Origin of the sequence: Enterococcus sp. AZ095a (assembly GCF_050546735.1) — a bacterium.
In the GTDB taxonomy this organism is placed as follows: Bacteria; Bacillota; Bacilli; order Lactobacillales; family Enterococcaceae; genus Enterococcus_D; species Enterococcus_D entomosocium.
Map to the genome: position 1 here is coordinate 1432666 of NZ_CP172953.1, position 19637 is coordinate 1452302.

Consider the following 19637-nt stretch of genomic DNA (forward strand, 5'->3'; position numbering starts at 1 on the left):
GGAGGAACGAATAGTATGCTTTTTGTACCGAATGAACTGAACGACCCACGCATCAATTTAGCCATCGAGATTTTTCTTCTTCAAGAAATGAAAGTGGATGAACCAATCTTACTTTTTTACATTAATGAACCATCGATTATCATTGGACGCAATCAAAATACGATCGAAGAGATCAATAAGGAATATGTGGATGAACATGGGATTCATGTCGTTCGTCGTTTCAGCGGCGGCGGTGCAGTCTATCATGATTTCGGAAACTTGAATTTCAGCTTTATTATGCCTGACGATGGCAATTCTTTCAGAGATTTTGAAAAACTGACCAAACCAATCGTCCAAGCCTTGCATGAGATGGGTGTTGAAGGGGCGCAACTAAAAGGGCGCAACGACCTTGTGATCAATGACATGAAGTTTTCTGGGAATGCGATGTACGCAACGAATGGCCGGATGTTTGCTCATGGGACGATCATGTTTGACAGTGACATCAATGAAGTGGTCAACGCCTTGAAAGTCCGCAAAGACAAAATCGAATCAAAAGGCATCAAATCGATCCGCTCAAGAGTGACCAACATCAAACCATTCTTGCCAAAAGAGAAGCAAGACATGACGACTGAAGAGTTCCGTCAAGAAATCTTATTGAAGATTTTTGGTGTCGATTCCGTGGAAGAAGTCAAAACCTATGAACTGACTGAAGAGGATTGGGTCAAGATCAATGAGATTTCCGATAAGTATTATCGCAACTGGGATTGGAATTACGGTAAATCTCCAGCTTTTGATATTGAACGCCGTCATCGCTTCCCAATCGGCTCCATCGAAGTTCGTTTGAATGTGGCAGAAGGAAAAATCACGGATGCCAAAATCTTTGGCGACTTTTTCGGACTAGGGGACATTGCAGATGTCGAACAAGCCCTGATCGGTACTCGTTATGCCAAGGAAGATTTGGCACAAGTCATCGCCAACATTGATGTCAAAAAATATTTTGGCAACATCACGCCTGAAGATTTTCTTTCATTGATTTATTAATCAAAAAACGAAGCAGCCTTTTCAATCTGGCTGCTTCGTTTTTTCTATTAGTATGCGCGGGCGATCCAAACGGTATGCTTGGCAGGTTTGCCACTGACGATATCGACTGTTTTTTCCATTGGTGCTTCAAACGGAATGTTTCGGGTAGTAAAGCCGGTTTCTTCTTTGATTTTCGCTTCCGTTTCTTCCGAGCCGTCCCAACCGATCAAAACAAAGCCAGTCACTTTGTCTTCTTGTTTGCACGTTTCGATATGGGCTTTTAGTTCATCCAATGTATCGATGTTGGTGTACTCATTATCTTTGTTACGTTCCTTCGCAGCTGCCAATAAGCGTGGGGTCATTGCTTGCAGTTCTTGATCAACGAAGGCTTCCAAGTCCTCAAGAGCGACTGTTTGCTTGTCAGTCAAGTCGCGGACTTTGACCATCACTTTGCCAGCTTCTAAATCTCTTGGGCCACATTCGATTCGCAAGCAAGCGCCTTTTAGTTCCCATTCATTGAACTTATAGCCAGGTGAGTTATCAGAATCATCCAATCGAACACGAATGCCCTTGGCTTTAAAGTTGGCATACAGTTCTTCTAATTTTTCTAAGATGGCTGGATTCTTTTTCCATGGACCGACTGGTAACAACACAACTTGGGTTGGTGCAATGGTTGGTGGGAAAACTAACCCATTTTCATCGCCATGGGTCATGATCAAGGCCCCCAACAAGCGGGTAGAGACACCCCAAGAGGTTGTGTGGGCATGGACATGCTTGTTTTCTTTCGTTAAATACGTAATATCAAATGCTTCAGCAAATTTTGTCCCCATGTAGTGGCTGGTTCCTGCTTGGACTGCTTTGCCGTCTTTCATCATCGCTTCGATCGAATAAGTATCAACTGCTCCAGCAAAACGCTCAGAAGGGGTTTTTTGTCCGCGATAAACAGGGATCGCTAGGAATTCTTCGCAAAGGCGGGCATATTCATCCAAGATTTTCATGGTGCGTTGACGTGCATCTTCTTCGTTTTCATGAGCGGTATGACCTTCTTGCCATAAAAACTCTGAGGTACGCAAGAAAGGCAATGTTTTCTTTTCCCAACGAAAGACGTTTGCCCATTGATTGATTTCGTAAGGTAGGTCACGATAGGAGTTGATCCAATCAGAAAAGGCAGAGCCAATCATGGTTTCTGAGGTTGGACGCAAGGCCAAAGGTTCTTCCAATTTTTCATTGCCGACTTCTGTGACCCATGGCAATTCAGGCGCAAAACCTTCAATATGATCGGCTTCTTTCATAAAGAAATTTTGCGGAATCAGCATTGGGAAGTACGCATTGCGAATGCCCTCTTTTTTCAAGAATCGATTGAACTCTTCTTGGATATGCTCCCAAAGTTCGAAGCCGTCAGGACGGAAAATAATGGAGCCTTTCACTGGGGAGTAAGCCATCAATTCGGCTTTTTGGATCGTTTGGATATACCATTCTGTAAAATCATTTTTTTGTGTCATTCTTTTTCCTCCTTAAAAAAATAAAAAAGCATCTCGTCCTAAAAAAGGACGAAATGCTTGGATTTCGCGGTACCACCTTTGTTGATTATCTATCGGGATAATCCAACTCGTAAAGGATAAGGCCTTTCCACCGACCGTTTTGCGGTCATTGCCATTGGGTAGGTTCATTTTATCAGTGGGTGTCGATTTTTCAGCTGCCATCAACTCTCTAAGACCATCATAAAACTACTATTCCAATGCTTGTTGCTGTTCTTTATCATGCTAAAGCGAAAAAGCGAAAAAAGCAAGAGTTTTTTCGCTTTTTCTTAAAATCGCTCCTTTAAAACTAATGTAGCAAGACGGTCAGTCGAAAGACAGCGGATCTATTTTCGCCCTAAGTGTCAAATGCAAGAGGTGAAGCCCGTCAGTTTCTTCAATCCGGATACTTCCTTGGTAGGCTAAACAAAGTTGTTCTAGCATTTGCATGTCAGCCTGCATCGCCTGTCGTTTGGTTTCATTGTTCTGTAGTTTTTCTGCTTCTTCATTTGAGAGAAGCGGCATTTGGCAGTCGATATGCAACTGGCCGTTCGTGTCATTCACCCTCAACGCGAGTCTTCGCTTTTGAGGATCAGTGACCGCACAAGTGTATCGGATGGCGTACTCTAGGCAATGAGCGATCAAGGATAGACGATCATTTTCCGCCAATTGTTCCAGTGGTTCTATGATGCCATCACAGGCAAAGGTGATCCTTTTTTGAGCAGCTGTGTGTTTATAATTAGCAAGCAGCATCGTCGTGAGTGATTCTTTTTCAACGGAAGGACTCGTTAACTGCTGCTTGATCTGTTCTTCAATCTCACTAAGGCCTTCATAGGCCGCTGCCAACTGCTGATCTTCTAACATATCCTTGACCGTATGGGTTCTTTGTTTGATGGTCCGTAAAACTTGCTGCCATTTTAACGTTTGTTCAGGGCTGATCGCTTGTTGGTTCTCATATAAACGCACTTTGATGTCTGCTGTATCGATCTGCTTATTTTTACCCTCGCTGGCAAAAAAGAGTTCAAGGAAGCCGTAGCAAGTAAAAATGATAATTAATAAGAAAAAGATGATCGAACGCCAATTGATATCAGATTGTGGCAAAACTAAAATATCCTGAATATACAAGAAACAATGACCAATAGCCGCAATCACGATCCAAGGCGCACAAATGACATAAAAAGGATTTTTTTTCAATGCTTCATAGATTGCTGCAAAAGAAGTAACGAAGGTACTGGTAATATTCAACAAGAACATATAATTCATGATGACGGGCAAACTTTGTGCTTGGAAAAGTGCGAAAAGTATCGCTAACAGACCGAATGAATAGTGGAAGTATAACCATTTCTGGTAGTACTTGCGAATAAAATGCATATTCGTGCAGTAAAAGCCGATCAAAAACATTGGTGTAATAATAGAAAGAATATTTAACATTACAGAGTTGACGATTGGGGGAAACAGTAGTCCACCAAGCATATCGCTGAAGCCCGCTTCCAAGCCTGCTGTTAAGGCAAAGCCGCTGAATAAGAGAGAAGATGTTTTCAGCCTTCGTTGATTGATAAAAGAAACTAAGACATAAAATAAATTGATGATACAAATAAAACCAGTAAATAAAAGAATGTAAATATTTAAAATTGACAGACTGAAGACATAGCCGATCAGTGCATTTGCAGGGCCAAAAAAGACTTCTGCTGGGAAGCCAGAATAGGTGTCAAAAGGACTAGTCACGTATATTTTCAAGGTTTTACCAACATAATCCTCAGGCAAGGTGATAAAAGACAATGTTTTGCCTGGATGATTGAGAGTCAGTGGATCATTGGGCTCATCGTTGGTGTAAATTTCTTGGTCATCGAGATAGACAGTCATGTGTTGATGATCGCCAATTAGTAACATTGTAGGGTATTTATAATCGTTGGTCATTTTTCGCTTCATCACAAAACGATCATTCGCTTTTACACTAGGTAAATGTTTCACATAACGACTAATAAAAGTAGATTCGGGATTGTCCTCAGCATAGAAAATCCAGTCTTCCTTTTTCTCCACTGCATGGATATCAGAAGTTGGGAATAAAAAAAGAACGAGAAAAAAGACAATACTTCCCAGTAAAAATAGGACCAGAAGGATGAAGGGAATCCAACGCTTTAAAAAAAACTTGTTATTTAAAAAAGGCATACTTTTTCTCCTCTGTTTTTTAATCGCCTTTAGCATAATATAAATAATTAAATAAAGTCAAATAATAATCGAGTAATCTTCGTATAAAAATTCAATGAAACGTTTTTAAATATTTGAAAAAAATAGAGTTATGTTATAGAATCATAAAAGAAACTGAGGTTTAGAAGGAGAATAGAAAATGAAGCTTTTTCCAAAACAAAGTATCATGCTCTCACTTTTTGTACTGATGTTCATGCTGCTGTCTGTACTAATTGTGGTGATCCCACATGCGTTTGGTTTCACAATGGCTATTGTTGCTAGTGATGCAATGGAACCGACATATTCTGAAGGGACACTCCTTTTTGTAAAAAAAGCTTCTGAAGATAATTTAGTGGTTGGCAACGAAGTAACGTATTATGTTGATCAAGGTAGACAGATGCGGACGCGGCGAATCGTTGCGGTTGGGGAAAATCAATCGGTGCTCTATACCATTGGCGACAATCAAAATCAGATGGAACCAAACGAAATTCAAAAAAGTCAATTGATTGGCCAGCCGATATTTTATATTCCCAAAGTAGGGGCCTGGTTGAACCAAACGACGATCCAGCTGTTTAAAAACATGTATCTTCTTTTCGCCTTGTATATATTAGCAACGACGATGTTTGTTACGTTTTACCAAATCAAATCTGGCTCAGTAAAAAAGACGATCACTTCTTAATAAATCAATGAAAAAAGACAAAGAAACCCTTACGTTTCTTTGTCTTTTTGTCTCTTTCCCCTTTATAGGATGAGTGTTCCGCCAAGTCCCACCATCAAACATAAGGATAAAAACAGCGTATCCATAAAAGTGATTCGAAATGTCTTGGCATAAGTTCGCTTTCCTTCACCGTCGAAACCTCTTGAAAGCATTGCCGTCGCCAAAAGTTCGGACCAGCGAATGGATTTGACGAGTAAAGGAATCAACATTTTGAAAGAAAACGAATTGACTGAGATTCCTCTGGAACGCATGCTATTGCGGATGTTTTGATACTCTGCTGGAATGATCGGAGCAATTTGAAACGCAGCGAGCAGACCGTACGCAAAAACGGCAGGTAGATGCAGCTGTTGCTGCAGCGAATAAATCAATTCATTGATCGTGGTCGTCACACTGAAGGAACTGCCCAGAATACCGAAGCAGTAGATACGGCTCGCCATGTCAAGCCCATAGTGAATAGCTGTCGTTGAGGAGGGATCGCCTTGATGGTCTTGATAGTAAAGGAGACCAGTGAAAAAGACCCCTACAGCTGCCAATGTCAATGCAGAAAAGAGCAAAAGACTTTTTTTCAAGGAGCGCTCTTTTACAGTAATAACGAAGAATAGGACAGAGAGCAATAAATTCAATCTGAAATTATTTTGAAAAGAAACCACTAAGGCGAGTCCTAAAATGGCGAATAACTTGACTGTGGGATTGAGTGTACGCATCTGCGACCTCCTTTTGATAGCAATTGAAATCAATGATTTGCGAGCAAAACTGTTGCAACAATAAAATATCGTGACTAACGATCAAAACTAACGTGCCAGTGGTTGCTTTAGCAGCTAATAGCTCCATGATCTGCCAAGCTTGTGTGACATCTTGACCATATGTCGGCTCGTCTACTAGCAGTAGGTCGACCGGGCGCTGCAGTAAGGAGGCAACAGCCAAGCGTCGTTGCTGTCCTTGACTAAGTAGAAAAGGCGACTGGGCACTCTTGTTTTGCAGACGCAATTTTTCGAGTAGTTTTTCGCTCTCGGTCGGGGCGCTTCCTTGGCTAAGCTCTTGCGCAACGGTAGCTGCCAAAAATTGGTCTTGCGGATTTTGCATGATCCAACTGATGGAGCGAAAAGGTGACGGATACTTCTTGATTGGTTTACCTGCCAAAAGAATATCCCCCTTATAGGCCTGCTGCTGTAAAATAGCTTTTAAAAACGAAGACTTGCCGCTGCCGCTACGTCCAGTGATTCCAATCAGTGAGCCCTTATCAAAGGCAAGATCTGGGAAAACAATTTCATGGTTTCGGATGGGTAATCGGAAATTTTGAAATGAAAGCCGTTTTTCGTTAGAAGTCGATTTAATGTTCACAAGCGGCAGCGACTTGCGTAGGTGCTGATCAAGTTGGCGGAGCGCTGCTTGATTGATCGTTCTGAATTCCTCTTCAATCAGCAGCCACTCATCGACCCAGTTAGCGGTCTCTTTGATTTGATGATCGATCAATAAAATACCAATAGCATTTTTGTGTTGGATTTGCTGCAGCTTTCGTATGACTTTTTGACTTGTGTCCGAATCCAAATTGGCAAAGGGTTCGTCCAAAAGCAAGTAACGACTTTTTAATATCAGACAACAAGCCAATGCGGCTAGCTGTTTTTCACCACCAGACAAGGTCGTGAAAGGTTGATCAGCAAGGTGGGTAATCTCGCAAAATGCCAAAGCTTCAGCCACTTTGTTTGGCATGTCTTTTTGGGGAATACATTGATTCTCTAAACAGAAAAGCAACTCTTCGCGAGGTGTTGCCATGCAAAATTGCATATCAGGATTTTGAAACAATAAGCTGACGGACGTGCTTCTTTCCCGGATGGAAAGCTGGTTCATCGTTTGGCCGTCAATCGTATACGTCCCTCCATCAAACCCCTTCTCATTTAGTCCTGCTAAGAGATGGAAAAGGGTGCTTTTTCCTGTTCCTGAAGCACCATAAATCCCTTTTGTTTCACCAGGGGCCAAAGACAGAGTCAATTTAAGTCGCTTTTGATCCACCAAAAAACTGCCGTTTTTTACCGACAGGCTCATGCGGTTTTCCGTTTGACGATGACCGTTTGATCTTCAGCAATGGGGTAACTGTTGAGAACCCCCATCCGTGTCAGGTGGTCACAGACGATCTTCACTAAAAAGGCTGAAAAGAATAACGAAGAAAGCAAGCGAATAAGAAAGATCGCCAACAGCAACTGCCATTGTAGGTTAATGAAATTTGACCGAATGATTCCCCAAAGAAAACTCGTGATCGTGGCGCCCACGGCTCCAGTAACTAAAGGGAACCACCCGTATCGTCGGTAGCGGCCTAATGCAAAGCCGGCTTCTGTTCCGATCCCCTGTACAAAACCGCTAATAAAAATGATAGGTCCATAAAAATTTCCCATAAACACTTCTAAAAGAGCCGCAATCATTTCAGTGATCGTAGCTGCTCCCGGCTTACGTAGCACATATCCGGCAAAAGCTGCCGCCATGAACCAAACACCAAAGATAAACTCATTGGCTAAGACAGATAAACCAAAGGGCGTTAGAAGCGTACCTAACAACAATCCGAAATGGACAGCCCCAAGATAGATCACGCCAAAAATCAACGAAGCAATTCCTACCATGATGACATCTTTCAAAGCCCACTTAGTCATGTGGCATCGCCTCCTTTTTTGAAGGGCTATTGACCGAAACAGTCGCTTCCAGAACATAGTGGGGGAGATGGTCATGGGCATAAGCTAATGCGGCTTCAAAATACGCAAAGAGTTGGCTTGCTGATCCGGTCAGCATCGTCACATAGTGAGCGGAACGAGGGCTCAAGCCATGAGTCTCTGCCAGTTGGACGATCGTGGCGATTTCTTCCATATAATGATTTTCGCCAAATACGTAAAACGAATATTTGCAATCAACCAAAAAGTCACCATTCGCAAGGTTCTTTCCTTTGTTGGGTTGCGCCTGTTCGCCATTCAAGAATGTGTCACCCGCAGTGTCTCCGGGACAGCCTTTGGAAAAAGTAAACTCACCCACGAGGTGTGTCTTTGATTCGTAGGCGTTGATAAATAGCGCCTCTGCTGCGTCTATGACACTAGGCGCTTCCCCTCGAAAAAGGGTACTGAACAGATCGGTCTGCTGCCAAACAGCGCTCGTATTCGTTTTTTCGATACTTGTTAAAATTTGTTGCGCGAAATGGTCTTTCATTGGGTACAAGCTAACTCGGCACCCCGTGATATCGATCCCATCTGCCGCACAGGCGATTGGTTCATTTGTCATTTTTCTCTTCTCCTCTCGATGGTTTTTCTGTCTACAAAAAAAGCGTTCCTCCTTTTTCTATCCACACGTAGACAGAAAAAATGGGAACGCGAAAAATCATGCGCTGCCACTTCCCTACGTTGGTACTAACCAAATCAGGTTCTAAGGGACCAGACATACGTCTATCTCAGCATAAAGCGCCCCTAGTGGATAATCTTCTATTCAATTACCCCCCGAGTGTAGCACAGGAGGCGACAAAGGACAATAGATAGCGATTTTCGTCATTTGCCAATTGTTGCCGAATCAACCGATCCATTCAGTAAGTTAATAATGATATCAGCAGTGGTACATATGAAAGTTTTTACATATAAAAAAACATCTTGAAAAGCTATTGACAAGGAGTAAATAGTTGTGTAAAGTAGAAAACCGATGGTAAAACGTAAACGTTACGTTTTGTTTTTGTAAATCGTAATTGATTTATCAGTGTTTTGCCGAGGAAAAGGAAATATGGAAAAATAAAAAGGAGTGTATTTTGAAAATGAAGAAGTTTTTTAAAATAACGATGTTATCAACAGTAGCCCTAGCTTTGGCGGCCTGTGGACAAGGAGGCTCTGATGCAACTGAACAATCAGGCAACGCTGCTTCTGATAATGAACAAATCCAGGTCATGGCTACGTTTTATCCGATGTATGATTTTACTCGTCAAGTTGTAGGGGATGAAGGGGAGGTTGAATTATTGATGCCCGCGGGCACTGATTCCCACGATTATGAACCTTCTGCAAAAGATATGGCAAAGATCCAAGATGCGGATGTTTTCGTCTACAACAATGAGAACATGGAAATGTGGGTTCCTTCGATTGAAGCCACGTTAAATGACGGGGATGTGACAGTGGTTAAAGCCACAGAAGGAATGGTCCTGTTACCCGGTGACGATGACCACGACCACGATCACGATCATGACCACGGCGATGATGGTCATTCTCATGAATTAGATCCCCATGTCTGGTTAGCCCCAAGCTTAGCCATGAAACAAGTAGAGGCTATCCGTGACCAGCTGAGTGAGGCTTATCCAGCGAAAGCGACAGCCTTTGCTGAAAATGCTGCAAATTATTTAGCACAGTTACAAGATCTTCATGAATCGTATGAAGAAGCATTTAGCAATCCGGCGCAAAATCATTTTGTAACGCAGCACGCCGCTTTTGGTTATTTAGCTTTAGAATACGGATTGACCCAAGTTCCGATCTCCGGTCTTTCACCAAGTGAAGAGCCTTCCGCTTCACGGATCGCAGAACTAAAAGAGTTCGTTCAAGAAACAGGCATTCAGACGATCTATTTTGAAGAAAATGCCAAAGACAGCATTGCCCGGACGTTAGCGTCAGAAGCAGGAGTCGAACTGGCTGTTTTGAATCCATTAGAAGGCTTGACCCAAGAGCAGATGGATAACGGGGAAGACTACATTTCAATTATGGAGCAAAACCGCGATGCCTTGAGAAAAACCACCGATGTAGCAAATGACAAAGAAATGGCTGAAGCCGAAAAAGAAAAAACAGTTTATAACGGCTACTTTGAGGATGCCGATGTACAAGACCGTCCTTTATCTGACTGGGCAGGAGACTGGCAATCCGTTTACCCATTTTTACAAGACGGAACATTGGATCAAGTGTTTGATTATAAAGCAAAAATGGACAAGAAAATGACAGCTGACGAATACAAAGAGTATTATACGACAGGGTATCAAACGGATGTTGCTCAGATCAAGATCACAGACAATACAATGACATTTATTTTTGATGATGGTACAGAGAAAGAAGCTAAGTATGTGTATACTGGCAAAGAGGTTTTGAACTACTCAGCTGGTAATCGTGGCGTACGCTTCTTATTTGAAAGCACCGATGAAGATGCGGCGTTCAAATATATCCAATTTAGCGACCATATGATCGCACCAGGTGCTTCACATCATTTCCATATCTACTTTGGCAACGAGAGTCATGAAGCGTTACTAGAGGAAATGGAGCATTGGCCGACCTATTACCCAACGGGGATGAGCGGATTAGAAATTGCACAGGAAATGCTCTCCCATTAAAAAAAAGATTGACAATCTTCGCTCTTTTCGTCAAAGTAAACTTGATAGGAAGGAGCGAGATTTTTTTGGAAAAAACATTGAAGAAATTAGCGAAAGTGATTGACCGGATGATGGATCACGTTGATTTGTATGGCGGACCCAGTGTGGTTAGTGACGACGATCTTGAGCATTACTTAGGTCCTGTTTTTTACTTGATCTTTTGCGCGGAAACAGATGGCGGCATGACCAAACTAAAAGACAAAGTCTTTGTTGAATGGGTATATACTGAAATGCTGCCTCAAGAAGTACCGTACAGTCTAAATTTTCTTCCGTTTGCCAAAACAGCCATTGAAGACTTTTATTACTGCATGTATAAAGAAAAGCATATTACCAAATCGCAATACCTAGAAATTGCCTTTGTATTGGCTGAAAAACAACCTATCTTTTTCGCTCGGATGTCCAAACCACAGTTTTGGTCAGCTGAAAAGAAAGAAGCGATGTTAGCAATGATTAAAGACACCGATCCCGAAGAACATGATCTATTGCCCGTTGATGACCCACGGATTGCTGCAATCTCGCCAAAAATCGTCCCATTTCCAACAAAACATACGGCCTTTGATGACGCAGCAGATACGCCGGTCGCCTATCAGGTCCGTATTGATTTAGAAGGATACCGTCCGCCAATTTGGCGTCGTTTGATTATTCCTGCAGGGCTGACCTATGAACAGCTACATATTTTGATCCAGATTGCCTTTGAGTGGATGAATCAACATTTGTATTTGTTTATTGCCGGCTCGAAATCGATCGGCTTAGGCAATTCCGTTCCAACGGATGCGTCCGCTATTGACCAAGATTTTCAGTATTGTAAGTCCATGACCTATATTTATGATATGGGGGCAGATTGGACACATAAGATCAAGATTGAAAAAGTGTTGACAGCAGAGGATCATCCGAATCCGGTCGTCCCGGTTTGTATCAAAGCTGTGGGCGATGTCCCGATCGAAGATGCCTTTGATGATGATATCCGTGAACCACTGGATCGTGAGATCATCAATGAAGTTTTACTCGATTATTGGGAAACAGGAGAATATGTTTAACTAGTAGTTAGGAAATTGTCCGTAATTTTACAAGAATCAAACAGCACAACCACCAGACCGTAACGGTTCTGGTGGTTTTTTAGTGGTTTCCTATCAAAGGCGCTTCTTGATATACTCTGTCATCGGTTTGGTGTAGCACGAGAAGTCTGTTGGTTGCGCATGTACCTCATTGATCCGATTTGCTAGAAGATAACCGATGTAAGGTCCCGTCGTTAAACCGGAAGAACCTAGCCCGCTGGCGGCGAACAAATTCGTTTCATCAGGCACTTCCCCAAAGAAAGGCGCAAAATCAGAGGTGTAAGCGCGTGTGCCGACTCGCATAGTCATTGGGGCAGCAAAGAGTGCTTCGGGGTCTTCAAGAAAAGCACCGATTCCTGTCATCAATTGCTGTTGGGCTGCTTCAGTAGGTGTCAAATCCCAACCAGCATTATTTTCATGAGTAGCGCCTAATAAAATTTGACCATTAGAGAAGGGAATCAAGTCGCCTTCGCCTTCTAGCATGGCGACCGGCCAACTGTTTGTCGGCAGGTTGGTGGCAAAAGAGAGCAACTGGCCTTTTTGCGGACGGATATCAACCTGATACCCTAAAGGTGATAACAAGTCTAGTAATCCCGGTCCAGCTGTCAGGCAAAGAATCTCGGTTTCAAGAAAGTGATCCTTGGTTTTGATTTGCCAATGGTTGTCGGTTCTGACGATCTCAGCTTTTTCTTCAATAAAAGTCACTTGCTGCTGCTGAGCGTTTGCTTTTAAGTGGGCAAGATAAGCCTGACCATCTAAGCGGCCACCGCCTGTGATTCGTAAAGAGGGCATTTCTTTTAGTAATGGCAATACCTCTTTGGTTTGTGAGCCCGTCAGTAAGTCGATTTCGCCGATTCCTGGTGCCGCCTTACGTCGATTTTCAGCTAATTCTGCCAGTTCTTGAAGCGCCTTTTCTGGTCGCACTACCAAAGTGCCACATGGGGCATAGATGGATTCATCTAAAGCAAAATCCCGTACCAATTTCGGGAAGAAAGCGGCTCCGTCTTGTGCTAACTGGTACCATTTTTTATTGCGGCGTTTGGATAACCAAGGGGAAATGATGCCAGCGCTGGCAGATGTTGCTTGACCGATGAGGGAATCAATGACAGTCACGTCAAATTTGGTTTTATCAAGATAATTGGCGAGGGTCAAACCGATGATCCCACTGCCGATAATCATAACTTTTTTCATAGTAGAAGACTCCTTTGTTTGATTTCATTGAAAAGCGAATAAAAAGCGAAAGTTCTCTTAATGCCGTTTTCTTTGCGTACTTAATTGCGTATAATAAGGAAATGGAAAAGAGGGTATTATGCAAACTATTCAAACAGTCTTAAAAGAACATTTTGGCTATTCACAGTTTCGTGAAGGTCAAGAGACGATTATTCAATCTATTTTAACACAACAAAATGTTTTGGGAATCATGCCCACAGGTGGAGGGAAATCCATTTGTTATCAATTGCCAGCGCTCTTGCTGGATGGAGTGACCTTGGTCATCTCCCCTTTGATTTCATTAATGAAAGACCAAGTAGATAGCCTCGTTGATATGGGGATCCCAGCAGCGTATATCAATTCTTCCTTGACAGGAGCACAGATCAATCAACGCTTGCAAGAAGCACGCCAAGGGCGAATCAAACTGCTTTATGTTTCGCCAGAACGCTTAGACTCAGAATCTTTCCGCTACTCATTGCGGCAGATGCCGATCGCTTTATTGGCCGTTGATGAAGCCCACTGTATTTCCCAATGGGGACATGATTTTCGCCCGAGCTATCTGCGACTCGCCGAAACGATCGAAAACTGGGAGCAGAAGCCAACGATCGTTGCCCTTACCGCGACAGCTACACCCAAAGTTGCCGAAGACATCGAAAACTTACTTTCAATTCCGGCAGAAAATCAAGTCAAAACCGGGTTTGCTCGGGAAAATTTGGCTTTTCAAGTCGTCAAGGATCAAAAAGATACCTACATCACAACGTATTTGAAAATGAACCAAGGACAATCAGGTATCATTTACGCCAGTACCCGCAAGGAAGTGGAACGGATCTATCACCTGTTGAAACATGAACGCGTGTCCGTCGGGTATTACCATGGCGGACTTTCAGAAGAAGAGCGCTCATTTTTCCAAGAAGAATTTCTTTATGACCGCCTGCAAGTGATGGTAGCGACCAATGCATTCGGGATGGGAATCAACAAAAGCAATGTCCGTTTCGTGATCCATGCCCAGATACCTGGAAATTTGGAGTCTTATTATCAGGAAGCCGGGCGTGCCGGACGAGACGGCGAACCCAGTGATGCGATCTTACTTTATGCTCCACAAGACATGCAGATTCAGCAATTCTTTATCGATCAATCCGAATCAGATATTCTTTATCGCCAAAACGAATACTTGAAATTGCGGGAGATGAGCCAATACGGACATACCCAACTGTGCTTACAGCGCTATATTTTGCGTTATTTTGGAGAAGATGGTTCCGATTGCGGTCGTTGCAGCAATTGCCTTGATGAAAGAGAACAAGTGGATATCACAGTGGATACACAAAAAGTGTTGTCATGTGTGAAACGAATGGGCGAACGCTTCGGGAAAGCCTTGGTGGGGAAAGTGCTAACGGGCTCTGGCGACCAAAAAGTCAAACAGTGGGGCTTTGAAAAGTTACCAACTTATGGATTAATGAAAGATTGGTCTCAAAAGGAAGTCAATCAGCTGATCGATTATTTAACAGCATCAGGGTATCTTTTGCCGTCAGAAGGGCAATACCCTTTGTTAAGTGTGACCAATGCGGGGATTGATGTGTTGCTTGGAAAAGCAAAAGTTTATAGAAAACAAACCAAAGTCAAACAGTTAGTGGTTGATGATGAACTGTTCGATCAACTGCGCACCTTACGATTGAATCTCGCACAAGAACAAAATTTGCCGCCGTATGTCGTTTTTTCTGATAAAACACTGCGAGAATTGGCGGAAGTTCAGCCAAAAACGCCGATCGATTTTTTACAGATCAAAGGGGTTGGCCAAAACAAATTGGATAAGTATGGCGATGCCTTTTTAGCATTGCTTTCTGAATACGAAAAGACGGAAAGTGACTAAAATAGACCATTTTCTCTACGATAAGACAAAAAAACAGCAGGAAGGGACGAAAAATCAGTGATTACGATTCGACCGGCAATAGCTGCAGATCAAGCGTTTTGGTTTTCTTTGGATACTCACTTACCAAAGGAAGTCTTCGCCAAAAAGATAATGGAAAAAACTGCTTATGTGATAGTTGCAGACGAACAGCCAGTAGGGTTACTGCGCTACAATTTTTTCTGGGACACGATTCCTTTTTGTACCATGTTAGTGATCGCAGAAGCGCATCAAGGCAAGGGACTTGGGAAACGGTTGGTTACTTATTGGGAACAACAGCAAAAAGCAGCCGGCCATGCTCTTTGTTTGACTTCCACGCAAGTCGACGAGCAAGCACAGCATTTCTATCGCAACCTTGGTTACCAAGATGCCGGTGGGTTACTTTTGACAAGTCCTGGATTTGAACAGCCGATGGAATTATTTCTTATCAAACAGTTGTGATGTTTTTGCTAGCTTGTGGTACATTGATAGGAGAATGAGAAAATAGGAGCGTTTACTATGTCTTTTTTTGGAAAAATCGATTTCAATGAGTTATCAGAGACCGATCGTGCGATTTATCATTATATGTCGAGCCAAAGTGATAAGATTCCCTATATGCGGGTTCGTGAGATCGCGCTTGAATCCCACACCTCAGCTTCTTCTGTTATGCGCTTTATCCGTAAATTAGGGTATGAGAGCTTTACAGAATTTCGTACCCAGTTCAAAGCACCTGAGTTAGATGCTGTCAGTTTTTTTAGCAGTATGACCGTTTTGGATCCGGAACGCTTCCCGCGAGACATCGAAGGAAAAATCCGGCGAATCGCTGAACGAATGCTGGAATGTGAGAATATTATTTTTTATGGCATCGGTGCGTCAGGTTCAATGTGTGAATATGCTGCCCGCCGTTTTGCCACAATCGGATTTAACAGTTATGCTTTGGTGGATAATACCTATCCAATCTTTGCGAAGCTGAAACATACGTCAGACAATATGATCGTGGTCCTTTCAATCACCGGAACGACCACCGAGATCATTGAAGTGGTCAATGGCTTTCGTAATAATCCTGACTTCACCACTGTAGCAATCACCAGTGACGCCAACAGCACACTGGGGCGAATGTCCGATTATGTCTTAGACTATTCAGTTGATGTGAAACGCATCAACAAGTATGAAGATTTGACGACGCAAATTCCTTGCCTTTTCTTAGTCGAAGCGTTGTCGGAGACGGTTCGTCAGTTTTCTTTATCCGCAGGGGAATAAGCTACATTTTTCCTTTAATAAATGAAAAAAACAAACAGGTTTAATGGATCAAGAGACTTTTCTTTTGATGACTTTTGGACCTGTTTGTTTTTTTGCATTTTAGCAAGCTAATTACGGTTCATTCTTGTTGATAGAAAATGAGAGGGACGCCTGACATGAAGCGTCGATTCAAGGTGTCGAGGATTAAAGGAATAACGTAATCTAAGATCATTGAGCTTTTTGTTGTATAAAAGGGAGATGGCAAGTTTCTAAAATAGTTGCAACAATAACATATGAATGAAACGTATGTTTTTTTTAACTTCATGCAGGATATTCATCGATCGAGGAATATCGTGAATTTTATTCTAAGTAGAACATCGATATAATTAGTATGACATGTTTGAAAACCATGGTTTTTGAGATATCAAGTACGACTACGATCAAGATAGAATGAATTCCATATAAACAGTACTATTTAGGCTTTTGTAAAGAGATTGGCTTTAATAAAATAACACGTCTCAAAAACGATCGTTTTCGAAATGAACAACTCACAAGGAGGAGGGAGAATGGATATCAACGGTGCATCTATTAGAGGAAGGGCTTTGAAAGTATGTTTGGTCTTATTGTTCGCTTTCGGGTTTACAAGAACGAGTTTTGGCGAGGAGAGACGTTCAACGGAAACGGAGGGGACAGTGGGGTTTACCGGGATTTATGAGCCTTTGGATCAACCAGAACCATCTCCACCAACCGGTCCTGTTCCGCGTCCACCGCAAGACACGGGTAAACCCGGCGGGCAGCTGCCCCAGACAAACTTCATTCAACGGTTGGATTGGGTGATTCTTGGAAGTCTCTTGCTGATCACCGCACTTAACATATACGTAGTAAAACAACTTATCAAAAAAGGGAAATCAACATTCCCTAAGTGGGGCTAGATCCCATGGGGAAAATAAGAGAAATGACATTTAGGAGTGAATGCGATGAACTCATTTTTTCGCAAAAAAAATAAGTGGTTGCTGGTTCTACTTGCCTTACTCCCACTGATTACAACATTAACAATCATGAATGCCGAGACGATTTTTTCGTGGACACCAGAGGAAGAACACGAGGAGAAGGCCGACGATGAAGTGAGTGGAGAAATCTCCTTTGCGGAGGAACTGATCCAAGGAGAGGTCGAGCACGTAATAGATTTTATTTTCTACTCAGAAGTTGCCCTCGAAACGGTGGACATCGCGTTGCCTCAGGAAATAATCATTGATCAGGAAGCTTTGAACGATGAACTAACGGTGGTAGCAACAGACCACGAAGGTGTGTGGCAGCTGAACAGCGAGACCCCACAAACGACTTTTGTCTTACCGATTCTTGTGGATACGATCGGAGAATATGAGATCATCGTTGCCGAGACTGCTACGCAGCGCCTGCTGATCTTAGATCATACGGATGCCGAAGACACTGATTCGACGGAAGAAGAGAATGACTCTGCGGAAGTAGATCAAGCAGATGAGGCTGCGGATGAAGTAGGAAGAGAGGCAGAAGTAGATGATAGAAGTGATACTACAGCTAAAATTCGAATTGAGCGAGCAGATTTCTTAGATCATTTTGATTTGCAAGGACACCCTATCGATGCTACTTATAACGAGCAAACAGGAGAAGTGCTGTTAACGCCCAATCTATCAGATCACGTTGGTAATGTTACTTTAAAAGAAAGGCTCAGTTTGGATCGTCCATTTACGCTAAAAGGCAAAGCAAATATCGGAACGAGATTAGACGGAGCCGATGGCATTGCTTTTGGCTTTCACAATTCGGCTACAGATGAAGTCGGGTATCCAGGAAATGCGTTTGGTATTGGCGGTTTGATCGATGGCTTTGGGTTTAAATTGGACAATAATTATAACACTACACCTAGTGTTTTTGAAGAATTCACGAATCGATTTGAGGTGATTAGAGATCCAATGTCTGTTGGCGGTGCGCCATTCGCTGGATTCATCTATCATACAGGTCCGCGAACGATGGCGACCTATACCGGCAATGATGCATTACCGCAAAGAGCTGGAAATCGCTTGGGACATGATTTGGATGTACTTATTCAATATCAGCCGGATGAAAATGGGAGATGGTTTCAAGTCGATTATGACAATCGGACATGGCGTAGAGATATTAGTGATTGGCAACCTGAGGATGTTTCTGCGATGGCTTTTCTTATTACTGGAAGTACAGGTGCAAGGAGTGATCGCCATACCTTTACTTTTGATTGGATGGAATATCACATTGGTACTGGAACCGTCCATGTAAACTATCTGGATCGAGAGACAGGGGAGGATATTCTACCAACTGAAACATTAGAACTACCATTACGTTTCCTTCATACCCTTGACCCCAAGAACCGAGAGAGCGATGAACCCTATCAGTTAGGGTATGACTATTACGGGGTTGAGTATGTCACAGAACACTTTGACCCAGGTACATTTGCTATTATGCCGCAGCCTTTCCATCAGAATGTTACTTTTTTATTTGATCGCGTGCCATCGAACATCAAGATCAATCACATAGATGAAGAAGGGGTAGCATTGAGGGAACCAACCTATCAAGGAGAATTCGTAAATGAATCGGTCGATATCCTTCCTGAGGAGATTCCTTATTACCAATATCTTTACGAGCGGGACGGTCAGCCGCTGGAAACAAGAGTCACCCGAGATGAACAAGAATACTGGCTGGTTTATGGTTTGGAAAGTACTCCGCAACCAGTAGACCCTCTTGATCCGGATACGCAAGTAAATCCTGAGAATCCGCCTGAGATTGATGCAGAACAAGGGTTTGTCAGCTTGGATTTTGTTTCCCAATTCCAGTTTGGGACAGTTGGCATTCGGTCAGAAACGACGACCTACGATGCCCTGCCGCAGAAACTGCTTCAGCCGGCTGATCCAAATGATAATCTACGCCCTAATTATGTGCAGGTTTCAGATCGGAGGCGGGAAAATTCCGGTTGGACCCTCCGTGCAACCTTACGAGAGCCTTTTGAAAGTGATGAAGGGCATCAACTGACTGGTGCTAGAATTTTATTAGACAATATCGATGTAGTAACGACTCGAGAAAACGTGTCTGAGCCACCTACTCACAAACAGCAAGCAGCACTGACTGTTGGAAATGCGGAGATAATCGCACAAGCAGGTGCCAACCAAGGCAGAGGCACTTGGGTCCAGCGCTTTGGCGATCGAGAAACAATGGATCAAAGTGTCAAACTTGAGGTGCCAATTAGTGCGACTCCTCAAGCCACGAGATATTCAGCAACCATTCTTTGGGAACTTTCATTTGTTCCTTAACAATAAACAAAAAGAAGCTGCAGCGATTTGCAGCTTCTTTTTGTTAGCATCGGAGAAGACACAATGTCGGATGTATCAGGGGATTTGGTGTTATCCATTATTTATGGTACACCTTGTACCATGATGAAGATTTTTCCTTTTTGCCATGAGTTGCA

General features: G+C 42.8%; 16 protein-coding genes, 1 riboswitch and 1 other annotated feature. Of the genes, 9 read left to right on the forward strand and 7 right to left on the reverse strand.

Annotated features, from left to right (window positions below; genetic code table 11):
• Positions 1–15 precede the first annotated feature (15 nt).
• A complete protein-coding gene (locus IGJ26_RS06675) occupies positions 16–1020 on the forward strand; it encodes a lipoate--protein ligase (RefSeq protein ID WP_005236575.1) in 1005 nt (334 codons plus the stop codon).
• A 47-nt stretch (positions 1021–1067) separates the two neighbouring features.
• Here IGJ26_RS06675 and proS read toward each other — a convergent pair whose 3' ends face one another.
• Positions 1068–2501 (reverse strand): proline--tRNA ligase, encoded by a 1434-nt coding sequence (proS, locus tag IGJ26_RS06680; RefSeq protein ID WP_008381577.1) that lies wholly within the window; start codon positions 2499–2501, stop codon positions 1068–1070.
• A 41-nt stretch (positions 2502–2542) separates the two neighbouring features.
• Positions 2543–2747 (reverse strand) — a binding site (T-box leader).
• 96 nt (positions 2748–2843) lie between these two features.
• Positions 2844–4685: a hypothetical protein gene (locus IGJ26_RS06685; protein WP_228085136.1), complete on the reverse strand. Its 1842-nt coding sequence runs from the start codon at positions 4683–4685 to the stop codon at positions 2844–2846.
• A 178-nt stretch (positions 4686–4863) separates the two neighbouring features.
• Between IGJ26_RS06685 and IGJ26_RS06690 the strand changes: the two genes are divergently transcribed.
• Positions 4864–5382, forward strand: coding sequence for a signal peptidase I (locus IGJ26_RS06690; RefSeq protein WP_016613282.1), 519 nt, complete (start codon positions 4864–4866; stop codon positions 5380–5382).
• A 62-nt stretch (positions 5383–5444) separates the two neighbouring features.
• Here IGJ26_RS06690 and IGJ26_RS06695 read toward each other — a convergent pair whose 3' ends face one another.
• Genes IGJ26_RS06695 through IGJ26_RS06710 form a run of 4 tightly spaced genes read right to left on the reverse strand, consistent with a single transcriptional unit; the run spans position 5445 to position 8679 of the window.
• On the reverse strand, positions 5445–6125 hold the full coding sequence (locus IGJ26_RS06695) for an energy-coupling factor transporter transmembrane component T (RefSeq protein ID WP_086372801.1): 681 nt from the start codon (positions 6123–6125) through the stop codon (positions 5445–5447).
• Complete coding sequence (locus IGJ26_RS06700; protein WP_430599966.1) at positions 6052–7464, reverse strand: ABC transporter ATP-binding protein; 1413 nt, start codon at positions 7462–7464, stop codon at positions 6052–6054. Before IGJ26_RS06700 ends, IGJ26_RS06695 begins: the two co-directional genes overlap by 74 nt.
• Positions 7461–8063: an ECF transporter S component gene (locus IGJ26_RS06705; protein WP_005236560.1), complete on the reverse strand. Its 603-nt coding sequence runs from the start codon at positions 8061–8063 to the stop codon at positions 7461–7463. Before IGJ26_RS06705 ends, IGJ26_RS06700 begins: the two co-directional genes overlap by 4 nt.
• On the reverse strand, positions 8056–8679 hold the full coding sequence (locus IGJ26_RS06710; RefSeq protein WP_005236559.1) for a YkoF family thiamine/hydroxymethylpyrimidine-binding protein: 624 nt from the start codon (positions 8677–8679) through the stop codon (positions 8056–8058). The genes IGJ26_RS06705 and IGJ26_RS06710 overlap by 8 nt, the downstream gene beginning before the upstream one ends.
• A gap of 94 nt (positions 8680–8773) precedes the next feature.
• A riboswitch (TPP riboswitch) is annotated at positions 8774–8873 on the reverse strand.
• Between the two features lie 323 nt (positions 8874–9196).
• Here IGJ26_RS06710 and IGJ26_RS06715 point away from each other — a divergent pair.
• Positions 9197–10741, forward strand: a complete 1545-nt coding sequence (locus IGJ26_RS06715; protein WP_101698929.1) for a zinc ABC transporter substrate-binding protein AdcA — start codon at positions 9197–9199, stop codon at positions 10739–10741.
• Positions 10742–10806: 65 nt separating this feature from the next.
• Positions 10807–11817: a plasmid pRiA4b ORF-3 family protein gene (locus IGJ26_RS06720; RefSeq protein ID WP_430599967.1), complete on the forward strand. Its 1011-nt coding sequence runs from the start codon at positions 10807–10809 to the stop codon at positions 11815–11817.
• 93 nt (positions 11818–11910) lie between these two features.
• Here the strand turns inward: IGJ26_RS06720 and IGJ26_RS06725 are convergent, their stop codons facing one another.
• Positions 11911–13026, reverse strand: a complete 1116-nt coding sequence (locus tag IGJ26_RS06725; protein ID WP_430599968.1) for an NAD(P)/FAD-dependent oxidoreductase — start codon at positions 13024–13026, stop codon at positions 11911–11913.
• Positions 13027–13144: 118 nt separating this feature from the next.
• On the opposite strand from IGJ26_RS06725, the gene recQ reads away from it, so the two are divergent.
• The 5 genes from recQ to IGJ26_RS06750 all read left to right on the forward strand — a co-directional run bounded on the left by recQ (position 13145) and on the right by IGJ26_RS06750 (position 19482).
• A complete protein-coding gene (gene recQ / locus IGJ26_RS06730; RefSeq protein ID WP_061053985.1) occupies positions 13145–14911 on the forward strand; it encodes a DNA helicase RecQ in 1767 nt (588 codons plus the stop codon).
• A 57-nt stretch (positions 14912–14968) separates the two neighbouring features.
• On the forward strand, positions 14969–15388 hold the full coding sequence (locus tag IGJ26_RS06735) for a GNAT family N-acetyltransferase (RefSeq protein WP_005236549.1): 420 nt from the start codon (positions 14969–14971) through the stop codon (positions 15386–15388).
• Between the two features lie 57 nt (positions 15389–15445).
• Positions 15446–16186 (forward strand): MurR/RpiR family transcriptional regulator, encoded by a 741-nt coding sequence (locus tag IGJ26_RS06740; RefSeq protein ID WP_005236546.1) that lies wholly within the window; start codon positions 15446–15448, stop codon positions 16184–16186.
• 545 nt (positions 16187–16731) lie between these two features.
• Complete coding sequence (locus IGJ26_RS06745; protein WP_008381556.1) at positions 16732–17097, forward strand: hypothetical protein; 366 nt, start codon at positions 16732–16734, stop codon at positions 17095–17097.
• A gap of 45 nt (positions 17098–17142) precedes the next feature.
• Complete coding sequence (locus IGJ26_RS06750; protein ID WP_086338111.1) at positions 17143–19482, forward strand: WxL domain-containing protein; 2340 nt, start codon at positions 17143–17145, stop codon at positions 19480–19482.
• The last annotated feature ends 155 nt before the right edge of the window (positions 19483–19637 follow it).

What these genes read in the sequence shown, in the direction of transcription:
- IGJ26_RS06695 (WP_086372801.1), bottom strand. Translation starts at nt 6,125, where the DNA reads ATGCGTACACTCAATCCCACAGTCAAGTTATTCGCCATTTTAGGACTC.
- IGJ26_RS06685 (WP_228085136.1), bottom strand. Translation starts at nt 4,685, where the DNA reads ATGCCTTTTTTAAATAACAAGTTTTTTTTAAAGCGTTGGATTCCCTTC.
- IGJ26_RS06715 (WP_101698929.1), top strand. Translation starts at nt 9,197, where the DNA reads ATGAAGAAGTTTTTTAAAATAACGATGTTATCAACAGTAGCCCTAGCT.
- recQ (WP_061053985.1), top strand. Translation starts at nt 13,145, where the DNA reads ATGCAAACTATTCAAACAGTCTTAAAAGAACATTTTGGCTATTCACAG.
- IGJ26_RS06745 (WP_008381556.1), top strand. Translation starts at nt 16,732, where the DNA reads ATGGATATCAACGGTGCATCTATTAGAGGAAGGGCTTTGAAAGTATGT.
- IGJ26_RS06725 (WP_430599968.1), bottom strand. Translation starts at nt 13,026, where the DNA reads ATGAAAAAAGTTATGATTATCGGCAGTGGGATCATCGGTTTGACCCTC.
- IGJ26_RS06740 (WP_005236546.1), top strand. Translation starts at nt 15,446, where the DNA reads ATGTCTTTTTTTGGAAAAATCGATTTCAATGAGTTATCAGAGACCGAT.
- IGJ26_RS06710 (WP_005236559.1), bottom strand. Translation starts at nt 8,679, where the DNA reads ATGACAAATGAACCAATCGCCTGTGCGGCAGATGGGATCGATATCACG.
- proS (WP_008381577.1), bottom strand. Translation starts at nt 2,501, where the DNA reads ATGACACAAAAAAATGATTTTACAGAATGGTATATCCAAACGATCCAA.
- IGJ26_RS06675 (WP_005236575.1), top strand. Translation starts at nt 16, where the DNA reads ATGCTTTTTGTACCGAATGAACTGAACGACCCACGCATCAATTTAGCC.
- IGJ26_RS06690 (WP_016613282.1), top strand. Translation starts at nt 4,864, where the DNA reads ATGAAGCTTTTTCCAAAACAAAGTATCATGCTCTCACTTTTTGTACTG.
- IGJ26_RS06750 (WP_086338111.1), top strand. Translation starts at nt 17,143, where the DNA reads ATGAACTCATTTTTTCGCAAAAAAAATAAGTGGTTGCTGGTTCTACTT.
- IGJ26_RS06700 (WP_430599966.1), bottom strand. Translation starts at nt 7,464, where the DNA reads ATGAGCCTGTCGGTAAAAAACGGCAGTTTTTTGGTGGATCAAAAGCGA.
- IGJ26_RS06705 (WP_005236560.1), bottom strand. Translation starts at nt 8,063, where the DNA reads ATGACTAAGTGGGCTTTGAAAGATGTCATCATGGTAGGAATTGCTTCG.